The organism is Pseudomonas sp. 8(2025), from assembly GCF_052665325.1.
Genome location: NZ_JBQOIE010000008.1, coordinates 1 through 21,059 on the forward strand (window position 1 = coordinate 1; position 21,059 = coordinate 21,059).

At 63.8% G+C, this 21,059-nt stretch carries 21 protein-coding genes; 9 read left to right on the plus strand and 12 right to left on the minus strand.

What is annotated here, in order from left to right:
- Both ACUXVH_RS16250 and ACUXVH_RS16255 read right to left on the minus strand, forming a co-directional pair.
- On the minus strand, positions 1-275 hold a 275-nt coding region (locus ACUXVH_RS16250; RefSeq protein WP_445495391.1), incomplete at its 3' end, for a hypothetical protein.
- A gap of 27 nt (positions 276-302) precedes the next feature.
- Positions 303-2,045 carry a ShlB/FhaC/HecB family hemolysin secretion/activation protein gene (locus tag ACUXVH_RS16255; RefSeq protein ID WP_065364365.1) on the minus strand — a complete coding sequence of 581 codons (1,743 nt, stop codon included), beginning with the start codon at positions 2,043-2,045 and terminating at the stop codon, positions 303-305.
- Between the two features lie 312 nt (positions 2,046-2,357).
- Here ACUXVH_RS16255 and ACUXVH_RS16260 point away from each other — a divergent pair, with 312 nt between their 5' ends.
- Positions 2,358-2,633 carry a hypothetical protein gene (locus tag ACUXVH_RS16260; protein WP_011059888.1) on the plus strand — a complete coding sequence of 92 codons (276 nt, stop codon included), beginning with the start codon at positions 2,358-2,360 and terminating at the stop codon, positions 2,631-2,633.
- Between the two features lie 61 nt (positions 2,634-2,694).
- Here the strand turns inward: ACUXVH_RS16260 and ACUXVH_RS16265 are convergent, their stop codons facing one another.
- Complete coding sequence (locus ACUXVH_RS16265) at positions 2,695-4,035, minus strand: DEAD/DEAH box helicase (RefSeq protein WP_011059887.1); 1,341 nt, start codon at positions 4,033-4,035, stop codon at positions 2,695-2,697.
- A 193-nt stretch (positions 4,036-4,228) separates the two neighbouring features.
- Between ACUXVH_RS16265 and ACUXVH_RS16270 the strand changes: the two genes are divergently transcribed.
- On the plus strand, positions 4,229-5,527 hold the full coding sequence (locus tag ACUXVH_RS16270; RefSeq protein WP_011059886.1) for a mechanosensitive ion channel family protein: 1,299 nt from the start codon (positions 4,229-4,231) through the stop codon (positions 5,525-5,527).
- A gap of 89 nt (positions 5,528-5,616) precedes the next feature.
- On the opposite strand, the gene ACUXVH_RS16275 is transcribed toward ACUXVH_RS16270, so the two are convergent.
- The 3 genes from ACUXVH_RS16275 to ACUXVH_RS16285 all read right to left on the minus strand — a co-directional run bounded on the left by ACUXVH_RS16275 (position 5,617) and on the right by ACUXVH_RS16285 (position 7,811).
- Positions 5,617-6,480 (minus strand): carboxylate/amino acid/amine transporter, encoded by an 864-nt coding sequence (locus ACUXVH_RS16275; RefSeq protein WP_041116582.1) that lies wholly within the window; start codon positions 6,478-6,480, stop codon positions 5,617-5,619.
- A 258-nt stretch (positions 6,481-6,738) separates the two neighbouring features.
- Complete coding sequence (locus tag ACUXVH_RS16280) at positions 6,739-7,338, minus strand: FMN-dependent NADH-azoreductase (RefSeq protein WP_065364366.1); 600 nt, start codon at positions 7,336-7,338, stop codon at positions 6,739-6,741.
- 158 nt (positions 7,339-7,496) lie between these two features.
- Entirely contained in the window at positions 7,497-7,811 is a 315-nt protein-coding gene (locus ACUXVH_RS16285; protein ID WP_011059883.1) for a hypothetical protein, read from the minus strand.
- A 49-nt stretch (positions 7,812-7,860) separates the two neighbouring features.
- Between ACUXVH_RS16285 and ACUXVH_RS16290 the strand changes: the two genes are divergently transcribed.
- The 5 genes from ACUXVH_RS16290 to aqpZ all read left to right on the plus strand — a co-directional run bounded on the left by ACUXVH_RS16290 (position 7,861) and on the right by aqpZ (position 13,129).
- Positions 7,861-8,784 (plus strand): LysR family transcriptional regulator, encoded by a 924-nt coding sequence (locus ACUXVH_RS16290; protein WP_011059882.1) that lies wholly within the window; start codon positions 7,861-7,863, stop codon positions 8,782-8,784.
- 30 nt (positions 8,785-8,814) lie between these two features.
- A complete protein-coding gene (locus ACUXVH_RS16295; RefSeq protein ID WP_011059881.1) occupies positions 8,815-9,618 on the plus strand; it encodes an alpha/beta fold hydrolase in 804 nt (267 codons plus the stop codon).
- Positions 9,619-9,621: 3 nt separating this feature from the next.
- The gene (locus ACUXVH_RS16300) at positions 9,622-10,185 is read left to right on the plus strand and encodes a peptidylprolyl isomerase A (RefSeq protein WP_011059880.1); all 564 of its coding nucleotides are present in this window, start codon (positions 9,622-9,624) and stop codon (positions 10,183-10,185) included.
- 90 nt (positions 10,186-10,275) lie between these two features.
- Positions 10,276-12,108 (plus strand): ABC transporter ATP-binding protein, encoded by a 1,833-nt coding sequence (locus ACUXVH_RS16305; protein ID WP_053149644.1) that lies wholly within the window; start codon positions 10,276-10,278, stop codon positions 12,106-12,108.
- 322 nt (positions 12,109-12,430) lie between these two features.
- A complete protein-coding gene (gene aqpZ / locus ACUXVH_RS16310) occupies positions 12,431-13,129 on the plus strand; it encodes an aquaporin Z (protein ID WP_011059878.1) in 699 nt (232 codons plus the stop codon).
- A gap of 16 nt (positions 13,130-13,145) precedes the next feature.
- On the opposite strand, the gene ACUXVH_RS16315 is transcribed toward aqpZ, so the two are convergent.
- On the minus strand, positions 13,146-14,270 hold the full coding sequence (locus ACUXVH_RS16315; protein ID WP_011059877.1) for a GNAT family N-acetyltransferase: 1,125 nt from the start codon (positions 14,268-14,270) through the stop codon (positions 13,146-13,148).
- 75 nt (positions 14,271-14,345) lie between these two features.
- A complete protein-coding gene (locus tag ACUXVH_RS16320; RefSeq protein ID WP_065364367.1) occupies positions 14,346-15,245 on the minus strand; it encodes a LysR family transcriptional regulator in 900 nt (299 codons plus the stop codon).
- A 90-nt stretch (positions 15,246-15,335) separates the two neighbouring features.
- On the opposite strand from ACUXVH_RS16320, the gene ACUXVH_RS16325 reads away from it, so the two are divergent.
- Complete coding sequence (locus ACUXVH_RS16325; RefSeq protein ID WP_065364368.1) at positions 15,336-16,703, plus strand: MFS transporter; 1,368 nt, start codon at positions 15,336-15,338, stop codon at positions 16,701-16,703.
- Positions 16,684-17,085, plus strand: coding sequence for a nuclear transport factor 2 family protein (locus ACUXVH_RS16330; protein ID WP_065364369.1), 402 nt, complete (start codon positions 16,684-16,686; stop codon positions 17,083-17,085). Before ACUXVH_RS16325 ends, ACUXVH_RS16330 begins: the two co-directional genes overlap by 20 nt.
- Before the next feature lie 104 nt (positions 17,086-17,189).
- Here ACUXVH_RS16330 and ACUXVH_RS16335 read toward each other — a convergent pair whose 3' ends face one another.
- From ACUXVH_RS16335 to ACUXVH_RS16350, 4 genes are all read right to left on the minus strand, one after another.
- The gene (locus tag ACUXVH_RS16335) at positions 17,190-18,524 is read right to left on the minus strand and encodes an OprO/OprP family phosphate-selective porin (protein WP_065364370.1); all 1,335 of its coding nucleotides are present in this window, start codon (positions 18,522-18,524) and stop codon (positions 17,190-17,192) included.
- Positions 18,525-18,949: 425 nt separating this feature from the next.
- A complete protein-coding gene (locus ACUXVH_RS16340) occupies positions 18,950-19,183 on the minus strand; it encodes an anti-sigma factor family protein (protein ID WP_011059872.1) in 234 nt (77 codons plus the stop codon).
- A complete protein-coding gene (locus ACUXVH_RS16345) occupies positions 19,177-19,791 on the minus strand; it encodes an RNA polymerase sigma factor (protein WP_011059871.1) in 615 nt (204 codons plus the stop codon). The genes ACUXVH_RS16340 and ACUXVH_RS16345 overlap by 7 nt, the downstream gene beginning before the upstream one ends.
- A 77-nt stretch (positions 19,792-19,868) precedes the next feature.
- Complete coding sequence (locus ACUXVH_RS16350) at positions 19,869-20,990, minus strand: beta-ketoacyl-ACP synthase III (protein ID WP_019093329.1); 1,122 nt, start codon at positions 20,988-20,990, stop codon at positions 19,869-19,871.
- Positions 20,991-21,059: the final 69 nt, after the last annotated feature.

A 21,059-nucleotide genomic window follows, 5' to 3' on the forward strand; every position in this document is an offset into this window, starting at 1 on the left:
TGGCCGACGTTGTAGTCGCTGAACTTGTTGTGCGACAGGCCGCTGCCATTGGGCGTGGCAATGTTGACGATGGGCACGCCATTGCCGGCCTGTCCCAGTGTTGTGCCGCTGCCGTTGACCACGATGCCGTCGGCCATCGCCACCACGGGCTGCCAGAACATCACGTTAGCCAGGATGAACGCCAGACCGCGTTTGGACAGCCCCCAGAACGTATCCCGCGCTTGCAGGGTGGCGGAAGGCTGGCGGGCCAGAAAGGCGAACTGACGAGCGTCCATGTCGTATATCTCGGGCAAAGAGCGGAGTTAAAGGAACAGGTCCAGGCGGAAATAGATCGGGGCTTCCCGTTCACTCAGGGCTTCGGGCCGTTCGAGGGAATGGGCAAAGGTCACGCTGGCGGCAAGGTGCTTGCCCCGGGCGAAGAATTCGATGGAGTCGCTGGAGACCCGGCCATGCTGCTCGGCGTTGTAGCGGTCGTTGCGGATCGCGCCGAAGTCATAGCCCAGCCCCGCGCCGTATTCGGCGAACACCGGGCGCAGCCAGTCCCAGCCCACCGGACGAGTCCAGCGCAGGTCGTTGCGCCAGTAGTAGCCGCTGTCGCCGTTCAGGCTCTGGTCCTTGTAGCCGCGGATCGAGGACTGGCTGCCCAGGCTCATGCGTTGCGAACTGAACAGCACGTCCTCGCTGCGCTGGCCAGTGACCAGGCTGCTGAACACCAGGGATTCTTCCCCCAGCTTGAACGGCTGCAGGTAGCTGGCGGTGGCGCTGTACTTGCGATAACGGGCGTTGGCCTGGCGGTTGCCGAAACGGTCGCGCTGGTTTTCACGCTGGGCATCGAAGGCGCCGATGCCGTCCTGCAGCCCCAGGTCGAGGTTGAGAAAACCGCTGCCGATGCGCCGGCCATGGTTGATGCCGAACTGCGCCTCGCTGAGGCGGTTGCTGCTGTTGCTCAGTTTGCTGTCTTCGATGTAGTTGTTGGTGCGCAGGTAGCTCAGGCCGGTATTGAGCGAGGTTTTGCTGAGGGCGTCGCGATGGATCACCCGCTCCAGGCGCAACTGGTGATTCTGGCTGTCGCCGGTCTGCTTGAAGTTGAAGCCCACGGCCTGGGCCAGAGAACGGTATTCGCTCTGGCTGTAGCTGTAGCTGAGGTTCCACCAGCCAAACGGCAGGTTGTAATAGAGCATGGCGTTGCGCGAGGTTTTCTGGTGGTCGCTGATGGCGTCGTGGCCGCCGCGCAGCACCAGTTGGTCGGCCAGCCCCAGGGGGCTGTCCCATTCGAAGGAGCTGCCCCACTGCTGCTCGCCGGTGCTCTTCTGGCCCTCGTTGCTGCGTGATAGGCCAACGCGCCAGGGCTTTTGCGCGTTGTTCTTGACCAAGACCTCGCTGCCGCCCACGGCCTGGCCCGGGGCCAGTTCCATCTGCGCCTGGTTCGACGGCAGGCGGTTGAGCTGGTCCACCATCTGTTCGATCTGCCGCAGGTTGAGCAGCTCACCGCTACTGCCGGGGAAGGCCATGTTCAGCTCACGGGCACTGAGCTTGCTGTCTTCGGCGGCCTTGAGCCCTTCTAGCTTGCCCTCCACCACCAGCACTTGCAGGTGGCCGCTGGAGAGGTCTTGCTGCGGCAGGTAGGCACGGCTGGTGACCAGGCCTTTTTCGATATAGCGGTCGGTGATGACCTTGAGCAGTTCATTGAGCTGCGCTACCCCCAGGCACTGGCCGATGTAGGGCTGGAGCAGGCGCTCGCGCTCGGCAGCCGACAGCGAGTCGGCGCCCTTGAGCTGGATGTCCTTGATCGGGAAGCAGCGGCTGTCGGCCGGCGCCGTGGGCGCTACAGGCGCGGCGCTCTTGCCGGGCAGGTCCTTGAGTTCTTCGAGGCGCCGCTGCTGTTCTTCCAGCAGGCGGTTCTGGCGGTCGCGGATCAGGTCCTGGTCGCCGGGGTTGAAAGCCGGGCCCGGCAACGGCGCGGCAGTGGCGCTGGGCAGCGCAGTGACCAGCAGCAAGCAGGACAAGGCACAGCACAACCTCATCCCGAGGGTGGAGAGAGACATATTCGGTCCTTCGAAACGGCAGCAAGGGTAGAGAAAGGGCGCGCGATGTTAATGTGCCACCATTCTGACGTCAATTAAGCGCGAGCATCGTCGATGGATGGCTGGTTTTGCGGGGCACGCGCCCTGCTACAAGGCCGGATGCTAGAGCTATCGGCGGCGCCGGCAAATCAGATCCATCTGAATTGCCGAGTAAGAATTCCTGATCAGGCACGGCAATCAAAGCCGCGGCCACCGGCTCAATCCAACTGAACTTTCCCTGCCTCCGCTGCCTCAACCGGATGACTGCCCGTTCCGAATCACGAGGCCTACGCCATGAAGAACCTGAGCATTCTTACCCTCGCCAGCAGCCTGCTGTTCGCCCTGCCCACCTGGGCCTGCACCCCGGACGAAGCCACCGCCAAGCGCGAACAGCTGGCCCAGGAAGTCAGCAAGATCACCGAGCAGAACCCGGCCAAGGCCAAGGAGATCAACGCCGAACTGCAGAAGATGGACCTGAGCACCTCCAGCAAGGACCTGCCGGACAATTGCCAGTTGATCGACCAGCGGCTCAAGGAACTGGCCACTGCCGAGAAAAAGGCCGAGAGCTGACACCCGCAAAGCAAAAAGCCCGGACCAGGTCCGGGCTTTTCATCTGCATCAGGCGCCAGGCTTATTCAGCGGCGGGGGCCTGTGGCTTGCGGCGCTTGAGCGGCGCCAGGCCATCCTGGCTGACCAGGCTGTCGCTCTTGGGCCGATTGGCGGTCTTGCGCTTGGTCGGGGCCTTGGCCACGGCCTTTTTCTTGTCGCCCTTGGCGTCGGTCTTTTTCTTCTTCACGCCCACCGCCTTGCCGGAGGCCTTGACCTTCTTCGGCCCGCTGTAGGTGCCTTTGACTTCCTTGATGGTGCGGCGCTCGAAGCTCTGCTTGAGGTAGCGCTCGATGCTCGACATCAGGTTCCAGTCGCCGTGGCAGATCAGCGAGATGGCCAGGCCATCGTTGCCGGCACGGCCGGTGCGGCCGATGCGGTGCACGTATTCGTCGCCGCTGCGAGGCATGTCGAAGTTGATCACCAGGTCCAGGCCGTCAACGTCCAGGCCGCGGGCAGCGACGTCAGTGGCCACGAGGATCTTCACCCCGCCCTGCTTCAGGCGGTCGATGGCCAGCTTGCGGTCCTTCTGGTCCTTTTCACCGTGCAGGACGAAAGCCTTGTAGTCCTGGGCCACCAGGCGGCCGTAGATGCGGTCGGCCATGGCCCGGGTGTTGGTGAAGACGATGGCCTTCTGGTAGGTCTCGTTGGCCAGCAGCCAGTTGACGATCTGTTCTTTGTGCTGGTTGTGGTCGGCGGTGATGATCTGCTGACGGGTGGTTTCGTTCAGCTGGCTGACGCTGTTGAGTTGCAGGTGCTCAGGGTTGTTGAGGACCTTGGCGACCATTTCCCGCAGGCCGGAGCCGCCAGTGGTGGCGGAGAACAGCATGGTCTGCTGGCGGTTCGGGCATTCGTCCACCAGGCGCTGCACGTCTTCGGCAAAGCCCATGTCGAGCATGCGGTCGGCTTCGTCGAGCACCAGCACTTCGACTTCCTTCAAATCCAGGTTGCCGGCGTTGAGTTGCTCCAGCATGCGCCCCGGAGTGCCGATGAGGATGTCCGGCACCTTGCGCAGCATGGCAGCCTGGACCTTGAAGTCTTCACCACCGGTGATCAGGCCCGACTTGATGAAGGTGAACTGGGAGAAACGCTCGACTTCCTTGAGAGTCTGCTGGGCCAGTTCCCGAGTCGGCAGCAGGATCAGGGTCTTGATGCTGACGCGGATCTTCGCCGGGCCGATCAGGCGATTGAGGATCGGCAGGACAAAAGCCGCGGTCTTGCCGCTACCGGTTTGTGCCGTCACCCGCAGGTCACGCCCTTGCAGCGCGAGCGGAATAGCCGCTGCTTGCACCGGCGTCGGCTCGACAAATTTAAGCTCGGCCACGGCTTTGAGCAGGCGTTCGTGCAGGGCGAATTGGGAAAACACGGGTGCTACCTCGAAGATATGCAAAAAAACAGCTGCATAGGGTACCGGTTTCGAGCGCGAAGGCCGAGTTTCTTTGTGCAAACGGTGGCAAAGAGTTGGTTTTTTGTTAACCGATTTGTCCTTAACCGTAACTTTCCCAGGGTTAAATGCTCTAATCCCCCTCCTGTGCCTTATAGAAGAATCGTTTTAGCCCATGGATTTCAAACAGCTCTGGCTCAATACCCAGGATCTCTGGGGAGCACTCGACCAACACCCTCTCCTGCACGCCGGCATCGGCCTGGCCCTGTTACTGGTGGTCGCCCTGCTGGTCGGACGAGTGGCACGCTACCTGGTGCTGCACGCGGTCAAGCTGCTGGGCCGCCAGCCGGCCCTGCACTGGCTCAACGACCTGCGCCACAACAAGGTATTCCACCGCCTGGCACAGATGACTCCATCCCTGGTGATCCAGTTCGGCCTGCACCTGGTACCGGAGCTGAGCAAGACCAGCCTGCTGTTCCTCGGCAACCTGGCCATGGCCTTCACCATCCTGTTCCAGCTCCTGGCCCTGAGCGCCCTGCTCAATGCCCTGCTGGACATCTACGCGCGCACCGAACACGCCCGCACCCGCTCGATCAAGGGCTATGTGCAGTTGGCGAAAATGGTGTTGTACGTGTTTGGCGCGATCATCATCGTCGCCACCCTGATCGACCGCTCGCCGCTGTTGCTGCTGTCGGGCCTGGGCGCCATGTCGGCGGTGATCCTGTTGGTCTACAAGGACACCCTACTGTCCTTCGTGGCCAGCGTACAGTTGACCAGCAACGACATGCTGCGGGTCGGCGACTGGATCGAAATGCCCCAGGTCGGCGCTGACGGCGACGTGGTGGACATCACCCTGCACACGGTCAAGGTGCAGAACTTCGACAAGACCATTGTCTCGATCCCCACCTGGCGGTTGATGAGCGAATCGTTCAAGAACTGGCGCGGCATGCAGCAGTCCGGCGGCCGGCGGATCAAGCGCAGCCTGTACATCGACGCCAGCGGCGTGCGCTTCCTGCATGACGACGAAGAAGTGCGCCTGAGCAAGGTGCGCCTGCTCACCGACTACATCGGGCGCAAGCAGTCCGAGCTCAAAAGCTGGAACGAAGCCCAGGGCAACGTCGCCGCGCTGTCGGCCAACCGCCGGCGCATGACCAATATCGGCACCTTTCGCGCCTATGCCCTGGCGTACCTGAAGAGCCACCCGGAAATCCAGCCGAACATGACCTGCATGGTGCGCCAGATGCAGACCACGGCCCAGGGCATTCCCCTGGAGATCTACTGCTTCACCCGCACCACCGCGTGGGTGGATTACGAGCGCATCCAGGGGGATATCTTCGATTACCTGCTGGCGGTGATGCCGGAATTCGGCCTGAACCTGTACCAGCAACCCAGCGGCACCGACCTGCGGGCCGGCCTGCTGCCCGCGGTGCTGGGTGCCAGCCATGTGCCGACAGTAGAGAAGCAGGCTCTGTAACCCGGTAGGAGCTGGCTTGCCAGCGAAGGCGTTGGCCGGCCAGACGCAACGCTTGCGGGCCCTTTCGCCGGCAAGCCGGCTCCTACAGGTTAGGGCCTCAGGCGCGGCGCCGCGCCCCGGCGGCTGATCCACACCGCCCCCAGAATCACCAACCCGCCCAGCAACAGCCGCCCCAGGTCTTCGTGCTGGTTCCAGATCAGCAGGTTGATCAACAGCCCCACCGGCACATGCAGGTTGTTCATCACCGCCAGGGTGGCGCCCGTCACCAGGCACGCGCCCTTGTTCCACCAGTACATGCCCAGGGCCGTGGACACCAGGCCGAGGAACAGCAGCACCGCCCATTGCAGCGGCGCGTCGGGCAGGTAGTGGGCCTTGCCGAACAGCAGGAACGCCGGCAACACCACCAGCAGCGCCCCCAGGTAGAAGTAGCCGAAGCGCCGGTAGTGCGGCTCGTCGCTGGGGTAGCGCGCCACCAGGTGCTTGTACAGCACTTGCCCGGCGGCATAGGTGAAGTTGGCCAGTTGCAGCAGCAAGAAGCCCATGAAGAAGTCCGGGTTGACGCTGTCGTAGCGGATCACCACCGCGCCTGCCACCGCCACCAGCGCCGCCAGCAGGCCCCAGGGGTTGAAGCGCCGGTTCAGGGCGTCTTCGATCAGGGTCACATGCAACGGCGTGAGGATGGTGAACAGCAGTACTTCCGGCACTGTCAGCACGCGAAAGCTCAGGTACAGGCACACGTAGGTGATGCCGAACTGCAGCGCACCGATCAGCAGCATGCCGCGCATGAAGGCCGGGGCCACCCGGCGCCAGCGGGTCAGTGGAATGAACACCAGCCCCGCCAACAGCACCCGCACCAGCACCGCGAAGTAACTGTCGACATGCCCGGCCAGGTATTCGCCGATCAGGCTGAAGGAAAACGCCTGGATCAGCGTGACAAAAAGTAGATAGCCCATGTTCGCCTCGTCTTGAATGGCGGCGACGATAGCGGTTTTGCCCCCTCAGATGAAATCCCGGGCAAAAAAAAGCCCGATCTCGCTAGGCGTGCAATCGGGCGTCGGTACTGAAGGAGCAACCAGTACAAAGGGAGGTTCGATGCGCGAACCGGCTTGAAGGGGATGCGCAGGCGCTACTTGAACACCGGTGGATTATCTGCGGATTAACGGCGCCGCCCTGCCCTTCGCTGAGCGGCGCCTGGGCTCAAGAGTCGGGGCTCAGGCCACCTGGGCCAGCTTGGCATTGGCCTGGTTCAGGCCCTTCTCGTGGAAATCGCCCCCCAGGTTCAGGCCTTCGGCGTGGATGAACTCCACATCGTGGATGCCGATAAAGCCCATCACCTGGCGCAGGTAGGGTTCCTGGTGGTCCGCGGTGCTGCCGGCGTAGATACCGCCGCGGGCAGTAAGCACGTAGGCACGCTTGCCGGTGAGCAGGCCCTGGGGCCCGGTGTCGGTGTACTTGAAGGTCACCCCGGCGCGCAGTACGTGGTCGAGCCAGGCCTTGAGGGTGCTGGGAATGGCGAAGTTGTACATCGGCGCGGCCATGACCAGGACGTCGGCGGCCAGCAATTCCTCGGTCAATTCATTGGAGCGTTGCAGGGAGTCCTGCTCGGCGGCGCTGCGCTGCTCGGCGGGTTTCATCCAGCCCCCCAGCAGGTTGGCATCCAGGTGCGGCACCGGGTTGCGGGCCAGGTCGCGTACCATGATCGAATCACCCGGGTGGGCGGCTTGCCATTGCTGGATAAAGGTCTGGGTCAACTGGCGGGATACGGAATCCTGCTGGCGGGCACTGCTTTCAATGATCAGGACGCGGGACATGGCACAAATCTCCATCGGGGTATGCGTAAGTCGATGGAGCGCAGATTAAACAGAGTGATATCGATGAAAAAGCGCAAATAACTGCTATAACCAATCAACAAATTCGTTTATAAGCGGAGCCAGCCCTGCAGCAACCGGCCGGGCCGGGCCCACTTCGATCATTTGGCCTGGCAGGTCAGGTCCAGGCGCAGCTTGATGATCTTGCGATTGAACTTGGCGGTAACGTTCTTGCTCTGCCCTGCGGCGACTTCCACCTTGCGGGTGCGCGGCGCTTCGGGGCCATTGCGAAACACCACCGAGCACAGCGCATCGCTCTTGCCGTAGTTGTTCAACTGGATGGAGCCGATGTCTTCATCGGTGTCATAGGCCGTGTAATCGATGCTCTGGCCGTTGAGCTGCTTCTCGACTTCGATGGGATAGGCCCAGGCGCTCAAGGGCAACAGAGCCAGCAACACACAACAGAATTTTCTCATTCGGCAGTCTCCAGTAAGGAGCGCCAGCTTAGGACAAGAGGAGCCCCTCATGAAAGCGCCCCGCGTGACCCTGGATCAATGGCGCACCCTGCAGGCGGTGGTCGACCACGGCGGTTTCGCCCAGGCCGCCGAAGCGCTGCACCGGTCCCAGTCCTCGGTCAGCTACACCGTGGCCCGCATGCAGGACCAGCTCGGCGTGCCGCTGCTGCGCATCGACGGCCGCAAGGCAGTGCTCACCGAAGCCGGCGGCGTGTTGCTGCGCCGCTCCCGGCAACTGGTCAAGCAGGCCAGCCAACTGGAAGACCTGGCCCACCATATGGAACAGGGCTGGGAAGCCGAAGTGCGGCTGGTGGTGGACGCTGCCTACCCCAACGCGCGCCTGGTACGCGCCCTGACCGCCTTCATGCCGCAAAGCCGTGGCTGCCGCGTGCGCCTGCGCGAGGAAGTGCTGTCCGGGGTCGAGGAAGTGCTACTCGAAGGCGTGGCCGACCTGGCCATCAGCGGCTTCAACATTCCCGGCTACCTGGGTACCGAGATGAGCTCGGTGGAGTTCGTCGCCGTGGCCCACCCGGAACACGCCCTGCACCGCCTGCAGCGGGAACTGCATTTCCAGGACCTGGAAAGCCAGTTGCAAGTGGTGATCCGCGACTCCGGCCGCCAGCAACCGCGAGATGTCGGCTGGCTCGGCGCCGAACAGCGCTGGACCGTGGGCAGCCTGGCCACCGCCGCGACCTTCGTCGGCAGCGGCCTGGGCTTTGCCTGGCTGCCCCGGCACCTGATCGAGCGCGAGCTGCGCGAAGGCCTGCTCAAGGTCCTGCCCCTGGACCAGGGCGGCAGCCGCCACCCGACCTTCTACCTTTACTCCAACAAGGACAAACCCCTGGGCCCGGCGACGCAGATCCTCGTGGAGCTGCTGCGCACCTTCGACACCGCGCCCCTGGATGCGCCCTTTGCCGCCCCCGAGCAAGCCTGACGCCCCACCCACCAGAACAGGAGTTCTGCCATGGCCTATTTCGAGCATGAAGGTTGCACCCTGCACTACGAGGAATACGGCCGGGGCGAACCCCTGCTGCTGGTCCATGGCCTGGGCTCCAGCGCCCTGGACTGGGAAAAACAGATCCCCGCGCTCTCGGCCCGCTATCGGCTGATCGTCCCGGACATCCGCGGCCACGGGCGCTCCGACAAGCCCCGGGAGCGCTACAGCATCAAAGGCTTCACCGCCGACATCGTGGCGCTGATCGAGCACCTGAACCTGGGCCCGGCCCACTACGTCGGGCTGTCCATGGGCGGCATGATCGGCTTCCAGCTGGGGGTGGACCAGCCGCAGTTGCTCAAGAGCCTGTGCATCGTCAACAGCGGCCCCGAGGTCAAGCTGCGCAGCGCCAACGACTACTGGCAGTGGTTCAAGCGCTGGAGCCTGGCCCGGGTGCTGAGCCCGAGCGCCATCGGCAAGGCCCTGGGCCCGCGGCTGTTTCCCAAGCCGGAGCAGGGCGAGCTGCGGCAGAAGATGGCCGAGCGCTGGGCAAAAAACGACAAACGTGCTTATCTCGCCAGCTTCGACGCCATCGTCGGTTGGGGGGTTCAGGAACGTCTGTCACGAATCACCTGTCCAACCCTGGTCGTCAGCGCCGACCGCGACTACACCCCGGTGGCGCTCAAGGAGGCTTATGTCAAACTGCTGCCGGACGCGCGGCTGGTGGTGATCGAGGACTCCCGACACGCCACGCCGCTGGACCAGCCGCAGCGCTTCAACCAAACCCTGCTGGACTTCATGACCACAGTCGACACCACCACCCAGGATCACTGACCCATGCTGAAAAAAATCGCCCTCGTCGCCGGCTCCGTACTCTTCGCGGCCAACCTGATGGCCGCGCAACCGGCCAAGGCGCCCCACGTCCTGCTGGACACCAGCTTCGGCAAGATCGAAGTGGAACTGGACCCGGTCAAGGCACCGATCTCCAGCAAGAACTTCCTCGACTACGTCGACAGCGGCTTCTACACCAACACCATCTTCCACCGGGTGATCCCGGGGTTCATGGTCCAGGGCGGTGGCTTCACCGCGCAGATGGTGCAGAAAGACACCCGCGACCCGATCAAGAACGAAGCCTCCAACGGCCTGCATAACGTGCGTGGCACCCTGTCCATGGCCCGCACCTCCAACCCCAACTCGGCCACCAGCCAGTTCTTCATCAACGTCGCCGACAACGCCTTCCTCGACCCGGGCCGCGATGCCGGCTACGCCGTATTCGCCAAGGTGGTGAGCGGCATGGACGTGGTGGACCAGATCGTCAACTCCCAGACCACCACCAAGCAGGGCATGCAGAACGTGCCGATCGACCCGGTACTGATCAAGTCGGCCAAGCGTATCGACTGATACTTCGCAGCCTGTCCCGACGGCGGCGCCCTACCCGGCGCCCCGTCCGTTTTCTGCACAGGAGAGCCCGTACCCCGGGCTTCAGACCCCATGCTCTTTCGTCGTTTTGAACAACTGATCGACATCTTCCGCGACGCTCCCAGCGCCACCCCGCCCAACCGGGTCCTGCCCTTCTACTTCCACTACATCAAGCAAGTCTGGCCGAGCTTCGTCGCCCTGCTGGTGGTGGGCCTGTTCGTGGCCCTGATCGAGGTGTCGCTGTTCAGCTACCTGAGCACCATCATCGACCTGGCCCAGGGCACCCCCAGCGTCCAGGTGTTCACCGACCACGGCCTGGAACTGGCCTGGATGGCGGTGGTGGCGCTGCTGTTCCGGCCCCTGATGGTGGGCCTGCACGACCTCCTGATGCACCAGACCATCAACCCTGGCATGACCAGCCTGATCCGCTGGCAGAACCACAGCTACGTGCTGCGCCAGAGCCTGAACTTCTTCCAGAACGACTTCGCCGGGCGCATCGCCCAGCGCATCATGCAGACCGGCTATTCGCTGCAGGACTCCTCGGTGCAGGTGATCGATGCCCTGTGGCACGTGACCATCTACGCCATCGGTTCCCTGGTGCTGTTCGCCGACGCCGACTGGCGCCTGATGATCCCGCTGCTGCTGTGGATCGCCGGCTTCATCGGTGCCATGCGCTACTTCGTGCCACGCATCCAGAAGCGCTCGGTGGACGCCTCCGACGCCCGCTCCAAGCTGATGGGGCGAATCGTCGACGGCTACACCAACATCACCACCCTCAAGCTCTTCGCCCACACCCACTTCGAGCAGAGCTACGCCCGCGAGGCGATCGCCGAGCAGACCGAAAAGAGCCAGCTGGCCGGGCGCGTGGTCACCGCCATGGACGTGACCATCACCAGCCTCAACGGCCTGCTGATCGCCGGCACCACCGGCCTGGCCCTGTGGCTGTGGAGCCAGTCGCTGATCAGCGCCGGGGCCATTGCCCTGGCGACCGGGCTGGTGATCCGCATCGTCAACATGTCCGGCTGGATCATGTGGGTGATCAACGGCATTTTCGAAAACATCGGCATGGTCGAGGACGGCCTGAAGACCATCGCCCAGCCCCTGCAACTCACCGACCGCGAGCAGGCACCGAAGCTGGCGGTGGCCCAGGGCGGCGTGCGTTTCGAACATGTGGAATTCCACTACGGCAAGGCCAACCGGGTCATCAGCAACCTCAACCTGGAGATCCGCCCGGGGGAGAAGATCGGCCTGATCGGCCCGTCCGGGGCCGGCAAATCAACCCTGGTCAACCTGCTGCTGCGCCTCTACGACCTGCAGGGCGGCAAGATCCTCATCGACGGCCAGGACATCGCCGGGGTAACCCAGGAAAGCCTGCGCGAACGCATCGGCATGATCACCCAGGACACCTCGCTGCTGCACCGCTCGATCCGCGACAACCTGCTCTACGGCCGCCCCGACGCCACCGACGAGGAACTCTGGGAAGCAGTGCGCAAGGCTCGTGCCGACGAGTTCATCCCGTTGTTGTCCGACGCCCAGGGCCGCACCGGCTTCGACGCCCATGTCGGCGAGCGCGGGGTCAAGTTGTCCGGCGGCCAGCGCCAGCGCATCGCCATTGCCCGGGTGCTGCTCAAGGATGCGCCGATCCTGATCATGGACGAAGCCACCTCGGCCCTGGACTCGGAAGTGGAAGCGGCGATCCAGGAAAGCCTGGAGACCCTGATGCAAGGCAAGACCGTGATCGCCATCGCCCACCGCCTCTCCACCATCGCCCGCATGGACCGCCTGGTGGTCCTGGAACAGGGGCGCATCGCCGAGACCGGTACCCACGCCGAACTGCTGGCCCACGGCGGCCTGTATGCGCGCCTGTGGCAGCACCAGACCGGAGGCTTCGTCGGCATCGACTGAGCCTCTGTAGCCGCTGCCGCAGGCTGCGATCGGCCCCGCAGGGGCCGTAGAACCGGAGTTCGCGGTTCGTCTGGTAAAACGCGGCGGCCGCCTTGCGAGTCCTGCGGCAGCGGCTACAGGGTGCTAATCAGCTACAGAAAGTTGCCGCACAATGCGCCAGAGCCCCCGGTTTCAGGGGGCCCTGGCGTTTTTCATGGGCGAGTGGAATTGCGCCGAAAGCCTGCTGTACTCAGCCTAGGTTCCGGAGCGGAACCTGTAGTTAACCTGCGGGATGCATAACAGTTGTATCGCGTTGATAGGTTGACCTATCAAGGACTCTCTCATGTCTTTGTTCAAACGTTCTGTCACCGAATTGCTCGGTACGTTCTGGCTGGTCCTGGGCGGTTGCGGCAGCGCCGTGCTGGCGGCGGCCTTTCCCAACGTCGGTATCGGCCTGCTCGGGGTCGCCCTGGCCTTCGGCCTGACGGTGCTGACCATGGCCTTCGCCATCGGCCATATCTCCGGTTGCCACTTGAACCCCGCGGTGTCCGTCGGGCTGGTGGTGGGTGGACGCTTTCCGGCCAGGGAACTGCCGGCCTATATCGTCGCGCAGGTGATCGGCGGAGTGATCGCCGCGGCGCTGCTGTACTTCATCGCCAGCGGCAAGCCGGGGTTCGAACTGGCCTCGGGGCTGGCGTCCAACGGCTATGGCGCACACTCCCCCGGGGGCTATTCCATGGCCGCGGGTTTTGTCTGTGAGTTGGTGATGACCCTGATGTTCGTGGTGATCATCCTCGGCGCCACCGACAAACGCGCCCCGGCGGGGCTGGCGCCCATCGCCATCGGCCTGGCCCTGACCCTGATCCACCTGATCTCGATCCCGGTCACCAACACCTCGGTCAACCCGGCCCGCAGCACCGGACCGGCGCTGATCGTCGGCGGCTGGGCGTTGCAGCAGCTGTGGATGTTCTGGCTGGCGCCGATCCTTGGCGCAGTGATCGGCGGCGTGGTCTATCGCTGGCTGGGCAAGGAAGACGGCTGAGCAACGCCGGCGAGGGTCACGCCTGCCGATAGGGCAAGGCGTCCCTCGCCTCTTGCGCATAGGCGCGGATTCCGGCCTGTTCCTGTTGCAGGAAATCCTTCACCGCAGCCTTCAGCCCGGGATGGCGCAGGTAGTGCCAGGAGCGGGTGAGCACCGGTTCGAAGCCGCGAATCAGCTTGTGTTCGCCCTGGGCGCCGGCGTCGAAGCGCTGCAGCCCCTGGGCGATGGCGTACTCCATGCCCTGGTAGAAACAGGTCTCGAAATGCAGGCGGTCGAACTCCGCCAGGCAACCCCAGTAGCGCCCATAGAAACTGTCGCCGCCCACCAGGCTGAAGGCCATGGCCACCGGGCGCCCGCCCTGCTTGGCCAGGACCACGCGGATCGCTTCGGGCATACGCTCGGCCAGCAGGCTGAAAAATGCTCGGGTCAGGTAGGGTGACTGGCGCCGCACCGCGTAGGTGTTGGCGTAGCAGGCATAGACGAAATCCCACTGCGCCTGGTCCAGTTCATGGCCTTCGAGCCACTGGAAATCAATGCCCTGCCCCGCCACCTGCTCGCGCTCCTTGCGCATCTGCTTGCGCTTGCGCGAGCTCAGGGCATCGAGGAAATCCTGAAAGTCCCGGTAGCCACGGTTCTGCCAGTGAAACTGGCAGCCCAGGCGCTGCAACCAGCCCGGTTGCTGCTCCAGGGCCGCGTCGCTGAAATCGTCGGTGAAGTTGATATGGGCACTGGAAAGCCCTTCGATCTCCAGGTAGCCGGGCAGGCTTTTCAGCAGTTCGAGCGCATCTGCCTGGGTCGCTGCCAGCACCCGGGCGCCGCTCACCGGGCTGAACGGCACCGCCGTCAGCAGCTTGGGGTAGTAGTCGATTCCGGCCCGGTCGCAGGCATCCGCCCAGCCATGATCGAACACGTATTCGCCGTAGGAATGCCATTTGCGATAGCTGGGCAGCGCCGCCAGCAGCCGACCGTCTTCGACATGCAGCAGGTGCTCGGCCTGCCAGCCAGAGCGCGGGCCAAGGCTGCCGCTGTCTTCCAGGGCACTGAGAAAGGCGTGGCGCACAAAGGGTTGCCCGTCCTTGAGCAGGCCATCCCATTGCGCAGGATCGACGGCGGACAGGCTGTTCAAGGATTGCAGCGGCATCGGGGTCCCCGGAATTCAGATCGAACAACCCGGGGAGTATCCTCCATCCCCGGGTTCACCGAAACCGCCGCAGCGCTAGCGCCCCAGGTGCTCCGCCAGAAAGTCGATGAACACCCGGGACTTGCGCGGCAGGTGCGCACTGTTGGGAAACAGCACATGCACCGGCTGCGTGGCCAGCCGGTACTCGGGCAATACCCGCACCAGCCGCCCGTTGCCCAGGTCATCGAGGACCATCCACTCCGGCAGCACCGCCAGCCCCAGGCCGGCCAGGGCCATGGCGCGAATCGCCGTCGCCGAGTTGGACTCGTGCCCGGGGCTGACCTTGACCTCCACCTCGCCACGGCGCGGATGGCTGAAGGTCCAGCCCGGTGGCCCGCCCAGGTTGCTGTTGCCAATCCAGGGCCAGGCATCGAGCTCTTCAGGCTGCGTCACCTGCCGGTCCTTGAGCAGCGCCGGGCTGGCCACCAGGACAATGGCGTAGTCCGCCAGCTGGCGCCCCTTGAACCCCGAGTCCGCCAGGTGCCCGAGGCGGATCACCAGGTCGAGCTTTTCCGCCACCAGATCATTCAACGACGAGTTGAAGTGATAACTCAGGCGCACCTCGGGATAACGCGCGGTGAACAACGGCAGGATCGGCAACACGAACGCCTCGGCATACTCCGCGGTGGAGCTGATGCGCAACTTGCCACTGACCCGGTCGCGCCCGTGCAGCACATTGTCGAAGGCGGTGTCGATATTGGCGACAATCCCCTTGAACTCGTCGTAGAGGGCCTGGCCGGTCTCGGTCAGTGTCACCTGCCGCGTGGTGCGGATCAGCAAGGTGCTCGCCAGCGCTTGCTCCAGAGCCTTTATGTGCAGGCTGGCCATGGCCTTGCTGATGCCCAGGTACTGCGCGGCGCGGGTGTATGAGCCGAAGTCCACCACCGCAAGAAAGGTCTGTACCCGGTGCAGCTGGCCGTGAAAATTTTCGCTCATTGTCAAATCCTATTAAACAATGCGTCAAGTATAGGCACCTCGACACCCTGCCCCCAAGCTCCCTAAGCTGCGCGCCAAAAGGGAGACGGCATGACTTACAGATACAAAGTGGCGGTGGTATTCCTTCTCGGATTCTTCATCGACTGCGTCAACATTTTCATGTCGGCGGTGGCCCTGCCCACTATCGCCGCCCAACTGCAAGTGTCCAGCGCCGCCGTGGCCTGGGTCGCCAATGCCTACATCCTCGGCCTGACCCTGGTGATCGCCATCAGCACCTGGCTCGCGGCGCGTTTCGGCAACCGCCAGGTGCTCTGCGCCTCGATGCTGCTGTTCAGCGTTGCCGGGCTGATGTGCGGGCTGGCCGACAGCTTCATGCCACTGGTGTTCTGGCGGCTGGTCCAGGGCATGGCCGGCGGCCTGCTGATTCCCCTGGGGCAGGCACTGACCTTCAACCTGTTCCAGGGCACGCAACGGGCGCGGATCTCCACCCTGGTGATGGCCGTGGCGCTACTGGCGCCAGCGCTGTCGCCCACGGTGGGTGGGGCCATTGTCGACCACAGTTCCTGGCGCTGGGTGTTCTTCGCCAGCCTGCCGCTGTCGCTGCTGGCGGCGTTGCTGTCCTGGTGCTGGATCAACGCCGAGCGCTCGGCGCCACCGCCGCGCCCGGACCTGCGCGGCCTGCTGCTGGTGACTGCGAGCCTGGGCTGCCTGTTGCTCGGCATGTCGCTGTACGGCAGCGGCTACCCGGCCCATCAGGCCGCACCGGGCCTGGTTGCCGGCCTGCTATTGGCCGAGTGCTACCGGCGTCACTGTCGGGCCTGCGCCCGGCCCATCGTCGAACTGCGGCTGCTGAAAAATCCGCGCCTGGGCCTGTCGGTGGCTATCTATCACGCGATCCCCGGGGTCTTCACCGGGGTCAATCTGCTGAGCCTGTTCTTCCTTCAGGAGAGCCTGCACCTGAGCGCCCAGCACAGCGGCATGTTCATGCTGCTGTATGCCGCCGGCGCACTGCTGGCGATGCTCGCCTGCGGACGTTTGTACAATCGCCTGGGCGCCGCACGGCTGTTCGCCATCGCCCTGGTGCTGCACAGCGCCGGCATCGCCAGCCTGTACGGGGTCGACTCGCTGGCCGATCTGCCCCTGATCAGCCTGGCCTACCTGCTGATGGGCCTGGGCGGCGGCGCCGGTGCCAATACCGCGCAGACCACCGCCCTGCTGGACTTCGACGGCGCCGATACGCACAAGGCCAGCGTGATCTGGAACATCAACCGGCAGATGGCCTTCAGCCTCGGCGCGGCCTTGCTGCTGATGCTCTACAACCTGCTGCTGGGTTATCGGGGCGTCACCGGCGCCTACCACCTGAGCCTTTTGCTGGCCGCCGCAGCCGGCCTGCTACCCCTGTTGGCCCTGAACCGACTCCCACCACCCGAGGCCTCCCATGCCCAACTCGATCGCTAGACAGGCGCAATACAGCGTGCACTGGATTCACCAACTGATTCACAGCGTCTTCACCAACCAGCGCGGGGATGCCGAGGCCTGCATCGATCCCTTGCTGGGGCTGTTCGCCGAAGACTTCCAGATGGTCACCACCGGCGGCGCCATGGTCGGTCGCGAGCAGGTGGAACAGCTGTTTCGCGAAGGCCTGGGCCAACGCCCCGGTCTGGAAATCAGCATCAGCCAGGTGTGCTGTGTGTGGCAGGAAGGCCAGAGCGCGGCGATCCACTACAAGGAAACCCACCGCCTGGGCCAGGTCGAAAGCGCGCGCCTGTCCCTGGCGATCATTCGCGTGCAGGGCGATGCGGCGCAGTGGCTGTACCTGCACGAAACCGCCTGCCCTTGAGAGGCGCCCGTGCAGCGGGCAAAAAAAAACCCCGCCGGGGCGGGGTTAAAACGAGAGGAGCTATAACGGATGAGAAAGAGCTCTACCTGGGTGTTGCAACAGCGTTAGAACACGTACTGCACACGGGCTACGAGGGCATCGCCGCTGTCATCGCCAGCGTTGTTGGTGATCTTGTCGGTGTTGACCTTGATGTAGTTGGCGGAAATCTTGATCGCCTCGTTGGCGTACCAGTTGACCCCGATGGTGTTCATGGTGGCCTTGGCATCGCCGACGTCACGGGTGGCGGTGGCGGCTACGACGTTCTTGTCATCGACCTTGATGTTGTCGTAGCGGTAGAACACTTCCCAGGCACCGTACTGCTTGTTCTCGGGCTTGATGGTGTCGAACTTGGCGCCGTCGAGTTTGTACACCCGGGCCTCGCCGGTCAGGGTATAGGCCAGTTGGCCGTAGAAACCGGTGGCCTTGACGTCCTTGTAGGCGTTGCTGTCGGCCTGCAGCTTGCGGGTCAGGTATTCCGCCTGGGCCGAGAACGGGCCGGTGGCGAAGGCGAATTCACCGCCGAACACCCGGTCATTGTCATAGGCGCCAACGGCCGTCTGGCTCGACGCGTTGAGGCCGGCACCGCCGCCGAAGGTGGCACGGTTGCCGTTGGTGCCGGCATCGTTGCCGCCGTTGGTGGCGATACCACGCACGCCCAGGCGTGGGCGGATCCGCGAGTCGAAAGCGGTGTCGCTCACATCACGGCTGGCAAAGTCCAGACCGAAGTGCAGGACGTTGCCGGTCTCGTGCATCGGGGCGAACACGGCACGGGCGTTGAACTGCTTGACGCTGTCGCCGTCCTTGTCGTTGATATCCTTGGCCGCCACGCTGCCGGACAGGTAGGCCATGTCGGCGACCACCGAGCTGGCCTGCAGGCCCATGCCGTTCTCGTGGGAGTTGACCCAGTCGGCCAGCTCGTAGGCGGCGTTACGCTCCATGGCGGTGACCCACTTGGAACTGGTGGCCTTCTCCAGGCCGAAGTCTTCGTCGAAGCGGCCGGCGCGCAGGGTCACCGGCTTGAAGCCGACGTAGGAGATGGACGCCTCGTCGAAGTAACCGTCATCGGCGGTGCCCGAGTTGTGGGAGAAGTCGTAGTTGATCTGGTATTTCCAATCCTTGTAGGCGGTGCCGCCCAATTCCAGATAGGCGCGGCGGAAGTACGCGCCGTCGCCGCTGTCACCATTCTTGGTGTAGAACCCGTCGAAACGGCCATAGTCGGCTTGCAGACGACCGCCCAGCTTGAAGCTGAACGCGGAGTCGGTGGTAGCAACCTCAAGGCCGCCCTTGGTTTTGACTACGATATCGGCGCCGTCGGTGGTGACGGTGCCAGCGAAAGCCTGGGCGGTTACTGCCAGGGCCAGGGCGCTGGCGGCAAAACCGGCGAAGTGCTTACGGATCATCGAAGAGTTCCCCTAATTGGTGGTCTGTAGCGTTGGAAAACACGCGGGGTTGGCCCGCTGGTGTTGGGTGGGAATCTTGGCGAGGGGTTATTTCAGCCGGGTTGCTGATAGATAAAGATTTGATTACAGGGGAACTTTTTTACTTCGAAATGAAATAAGGCAAAAAGCCTGTACTAGAGCCTTTGCCCTGGGTTTTGCGGGGGAATAGGGGGACACAAGAACACTGTCACCTTTGATCGGATGACAGTTTCATGTGGCGTCTGTAGCCGTCGAGTCCCGGCGAGGCGGCGAACGGCTCCGTAGGAGACGCCGCGATCCTGAGGGCGCTGGAGGTTCGGCGGGAGACCGTCAAGCAAGGCCCTGCGGGCCTTTTCGCAGCCTCGCCGGGGCTCGACAGCGGCTACCGAGCCATGGGGGAGGCAGGATCAGCGGTGGTTCTGGCGCTCGGCGGCCAGACGCTCGGCCAGTTCGTCGAGACCTTCCAGGGGCGGCTCCGGAAGCACCCGCAAGGTGGCCTGGAGCAGGCGCATCTGGCGAATGAAACGCCGGCAGTTGGGGCAGAACAACAGATGATGGCGCACCATCAAGCGCTCGCGAAAGCTCAACTGGCCATCGAGATAATCGCTGGATCGTGCCACTTGTTCCTTGCAGGTCAGCATTGGCCGGTTTCCTCAAAATGCTCCACGGTGGCGAAGACCTTCAGACGCGCCCGGTGCAGCAGTACCCGGACATTGGAGAGCGTGAGCCCCAAAAGGTTACAGATCTCTTCCAGCTCCAGGCCCTGGCGTTCGCGCAACAGCAGGACACTGCTCTGCAACTCCGACAGGCTGAGCAAGGTGTGCTCCAGGCAGTCACGCAGTTCGGACTCGGTCAGCAGGGCCTCCGGGGTGTCTTCGTGCCAGGCGAAAGGCGCCACCAGCCAGTGACCATCGCTGGAGGAGAAACGCTCATCACCCACGGTGCCATGGGGCGCCGGCAGATCGTCGAGCAACACTTCCCGGCGGTTCTGCTTGTAGCGGCTCTTGGCCGCGTTGGCGGTGATGGTCAGCAGCCAGGTCTTGAGGCTGGAACGCCCCTGGAAACCCGCCAGGTTGCGCACCACCGACAGCCAGGCGTCCTGTACCACTTCGTCGGCGTGGCGGTTGCCGACAATGGCGTAGGCCACGGCGCGCATGGCGCTCTGGTAGGTGCCGACCAGTTCCTTGTAAGCCTTTTGTTCGCCCGCCAACAGGCGCTCTAGCAGTTGCGTGTCATCAGCAGCGGCCATTCGTGCCTCGTTCAATCATGCAGGTTTGAGGGGGTGTGACGCGCCAATCCCGCCCGACGCCACACCCCAACCCTGGATCAACGCTTGCGCAGCAACACGCTACCGATCGAATAACCGGCGCCAAAGGAGCTGAGCACGGCCAGGGAACCGCTGGCCAGGTCGTCCTGGTACTTGTGGAAGGCAATCACCGAACCCGCCGAACTGGTGTTGGCGTAGGTGTCGAGAATCACCGGCGCTTCTTCCACCGAGGCTTCGCGGCCCAGGAGCTTCTTGACGATCAGGTGGTTCATGCTGAGGTTGGCCTGGTGCAGCCAGAAGCGCTTCACGTCGCTGACGTTGAGCTGGTTTTCTTCCAGGTGCGCAGCGATCAGCTCGGCCACCATCGGGCATACATCGCGAAATACCTTGCGGCCTTCCTGGACGAACAGCTTGTCGCGGGCACCGATACCCTCTTCCGCGGCGCGGTTGAGGAAGCCGAAGTTGTTGCGGATGTTGTTGGAGAACTGGGTCAGCAGCTTGGTGCTGACGATGTCGAACTGGTGCTCGGAGGTGGCCAGGTCGGCTCGCTCGATGACCACCGCGGTGGCGGCGTCGCCGAAGATGAAGTGGCTGTCGCGGTCACGGAAGTTCAGGTGCCCGGTGCAGACTTCCGGGTTGACCATCAGGATCGCCCGGGCCTGGCCCAGTTGCACGCTGTTGCAGGCCGCCTGGATGCCGAAGGTCGCCGAGGAGCAGGCCACGTTCATGTCGAAGCCAAAACCCTGGATGCCCAGTGCGGCCTGGACTTCGATGGCGATGGCCGGGTAGGCGCGCTGCAGGTTGGAGCAGGCGACGATCACCCCGTCGATGTCGGCGGCAGTCTTGCCGGCCCGCTGCAGGGCTTGCTCGGCGGCGGCCACGGCCATCTGGCAGAGTACCGACCATTCGTCGTTGGAGCGTTCCGGCAGGCGTGGAGCCATGCGCTGCGGGTCGAGGATGCCGTCCTTGTCCATGACGAAGCGGCTCTTGATGCCCGAGGCCTTTTCGATGAAGGCGGCGTTGGATTCGGTCAGGGCCTGCACTTCGCCGCGCTCGATGGCGGCAGCGTTGTCACTGTTGAACTGGTGGACGTAGGTATTGAACGATTCCACCAGCTCTTCGTTGGAGATGCTGTTGGCCGGGGTAAACAGGCCGGTGCCGCTGATGACGACGTTGTGCACGGTCGTTCCTCTAATGTGTTGAGGCAGAAGGTATTGGCACTCACGTGCCAAACCGTAAAGGGACGACTC

Excerpts from the sequence above, each read along its gene's own strand:
- ACUXVH_RS16290 (WP_011059882.1), top strand. The coding sequence starts at position 7,861 with ATGAAAGCGCCCCGCGTGACCCTGGATCAATGGCGCACCCTGCAGGCG.
- ACUXVH_RS16270 (WP_011059886.1), top strand. The coding sequence starts at position 4,229 with ATGGATTTCAAACAGCTCTGGCTCAATACCCAGGATCTCTGGGGAGCA.
- ACUXVH_RS16255 (WP_065364365.1), bottom strand. The coding sequence starts at position 2,045 with ATGTCTCTCTCCACCCTCGGGATGAGGTTGTGCTGTGCCTTGTCCTGC.
- ACUXVH_RS16320 (WP_065364367.1), bottom strand. The coding sequence starts at position 15,245 with ATGAGCGAAAATTTTCACGGCCAGCTGCACCGGGTACAGACCTTTCTT.
- ACUXVH_RS16340 (WP_011059872.1), bottom strand. The coding sequence starts at position 19,183 with ATGCTGACCTGCAAGGAACAAGTGGCACGATCCAGCGATTATCTCGAT.
- ACUXVH_RS16305 (WP_053149644.1), top strand. The coding sequence starts at position 10,276 with ATGCTCTTTCGTCGTTTTGAACAACTGATCGACATCTTCCGCGACGCT.
- ACUXVH_RS16275 (WP_041116582.1), bottom strand. The coding sequence starts at position 6,480 with ATGGGCTATCTACTTTTTGTCACGCTGATCCAGGCGTTTTCCTTCAGC.
- ACUXVH_RS16260 (WP_011059888.1), top strand. The coding sequence starts at position 2,358 with ATGAAGAACCTGAGCATTCTTACCCTCGCCAGCAGCCTGCTGTTCGCC.
- ACUXVH_RS16335 (WP_065364370.1), bottom strand. The coding sequence starts at position 18,524 with ATGATCCGTAAGCACTTCGCCGGTTTTGCCGCCAGCGCCCTGGCCCTG.
- ACUXVH_RS16295 (WP_011059881.1), top strand. The coding sequence starts at position 8,815 with ATGGCCTATTTCGAGCATGAAGGTTGCACCCTGCACTACGAGGAATAC.
- aqpZ (WP_011059878.1), top strand. The coding sequence starts at position 12,431 with ATGTCTTTGTTCAAACGTTCTGTCACCGAATTGCTCGGTACGTTCTGG.
- ACUXVH_RS16300 (WP_011059880.1), top strand. The coding sequence starts at position 9,622 with ATGCTGAAAAAAATCGCCCTCGTCGCCGGCTCCGTACTCTTCGCGGCC.
- ACUXVH_RS16330 (WP_065364369.1), top strand. The coding sequence starts at position 16,684 with ATGCCCAACTCGATCGCTAGACAGGCGCAATACAGCGTGCACTGGATT.
- ACUXVH_RS16325 (WP_065364368.1), top strand. The coding sequence starts at position 15,336 with ATGACTTACAGATACAAAGTGGCGGTGGTATTCCTTCTCGGATTCTTC.
- ACUXVH_RS16315 (WP_011059877.1), bottom strand. The coding sequence starts at position 14,270 with ATGCCGCTGCAATCCTTGAACAGCCTGTCCGCCGTCGATCCTGCGCAA.
- ACUXVH_RS16285 (WP_011059883.1), bottom strand. The coding sequence starts at position 7,811 with ATGAGAAAATTCTGTTGTGTGTTGCTGGCTCTGTTGCCCTTGAGCGCC.
- ACUXVH_RS16345 (WP_011059871.1), bottom strand. The coding sequence starts at position 19,791 with ATGGCCGCTGCTGATGACACGCAACTGCTAGAGCGCCTGTTGGCGGGC.
- ACUXVH_RS16280 (WP_065364366.1), bottom strand. The coding sequence starts at position 7,338 with ATGTCCCGCGTCCTGATCATTGAAAGCAGTGCCCGCCAGCAGGATTCC.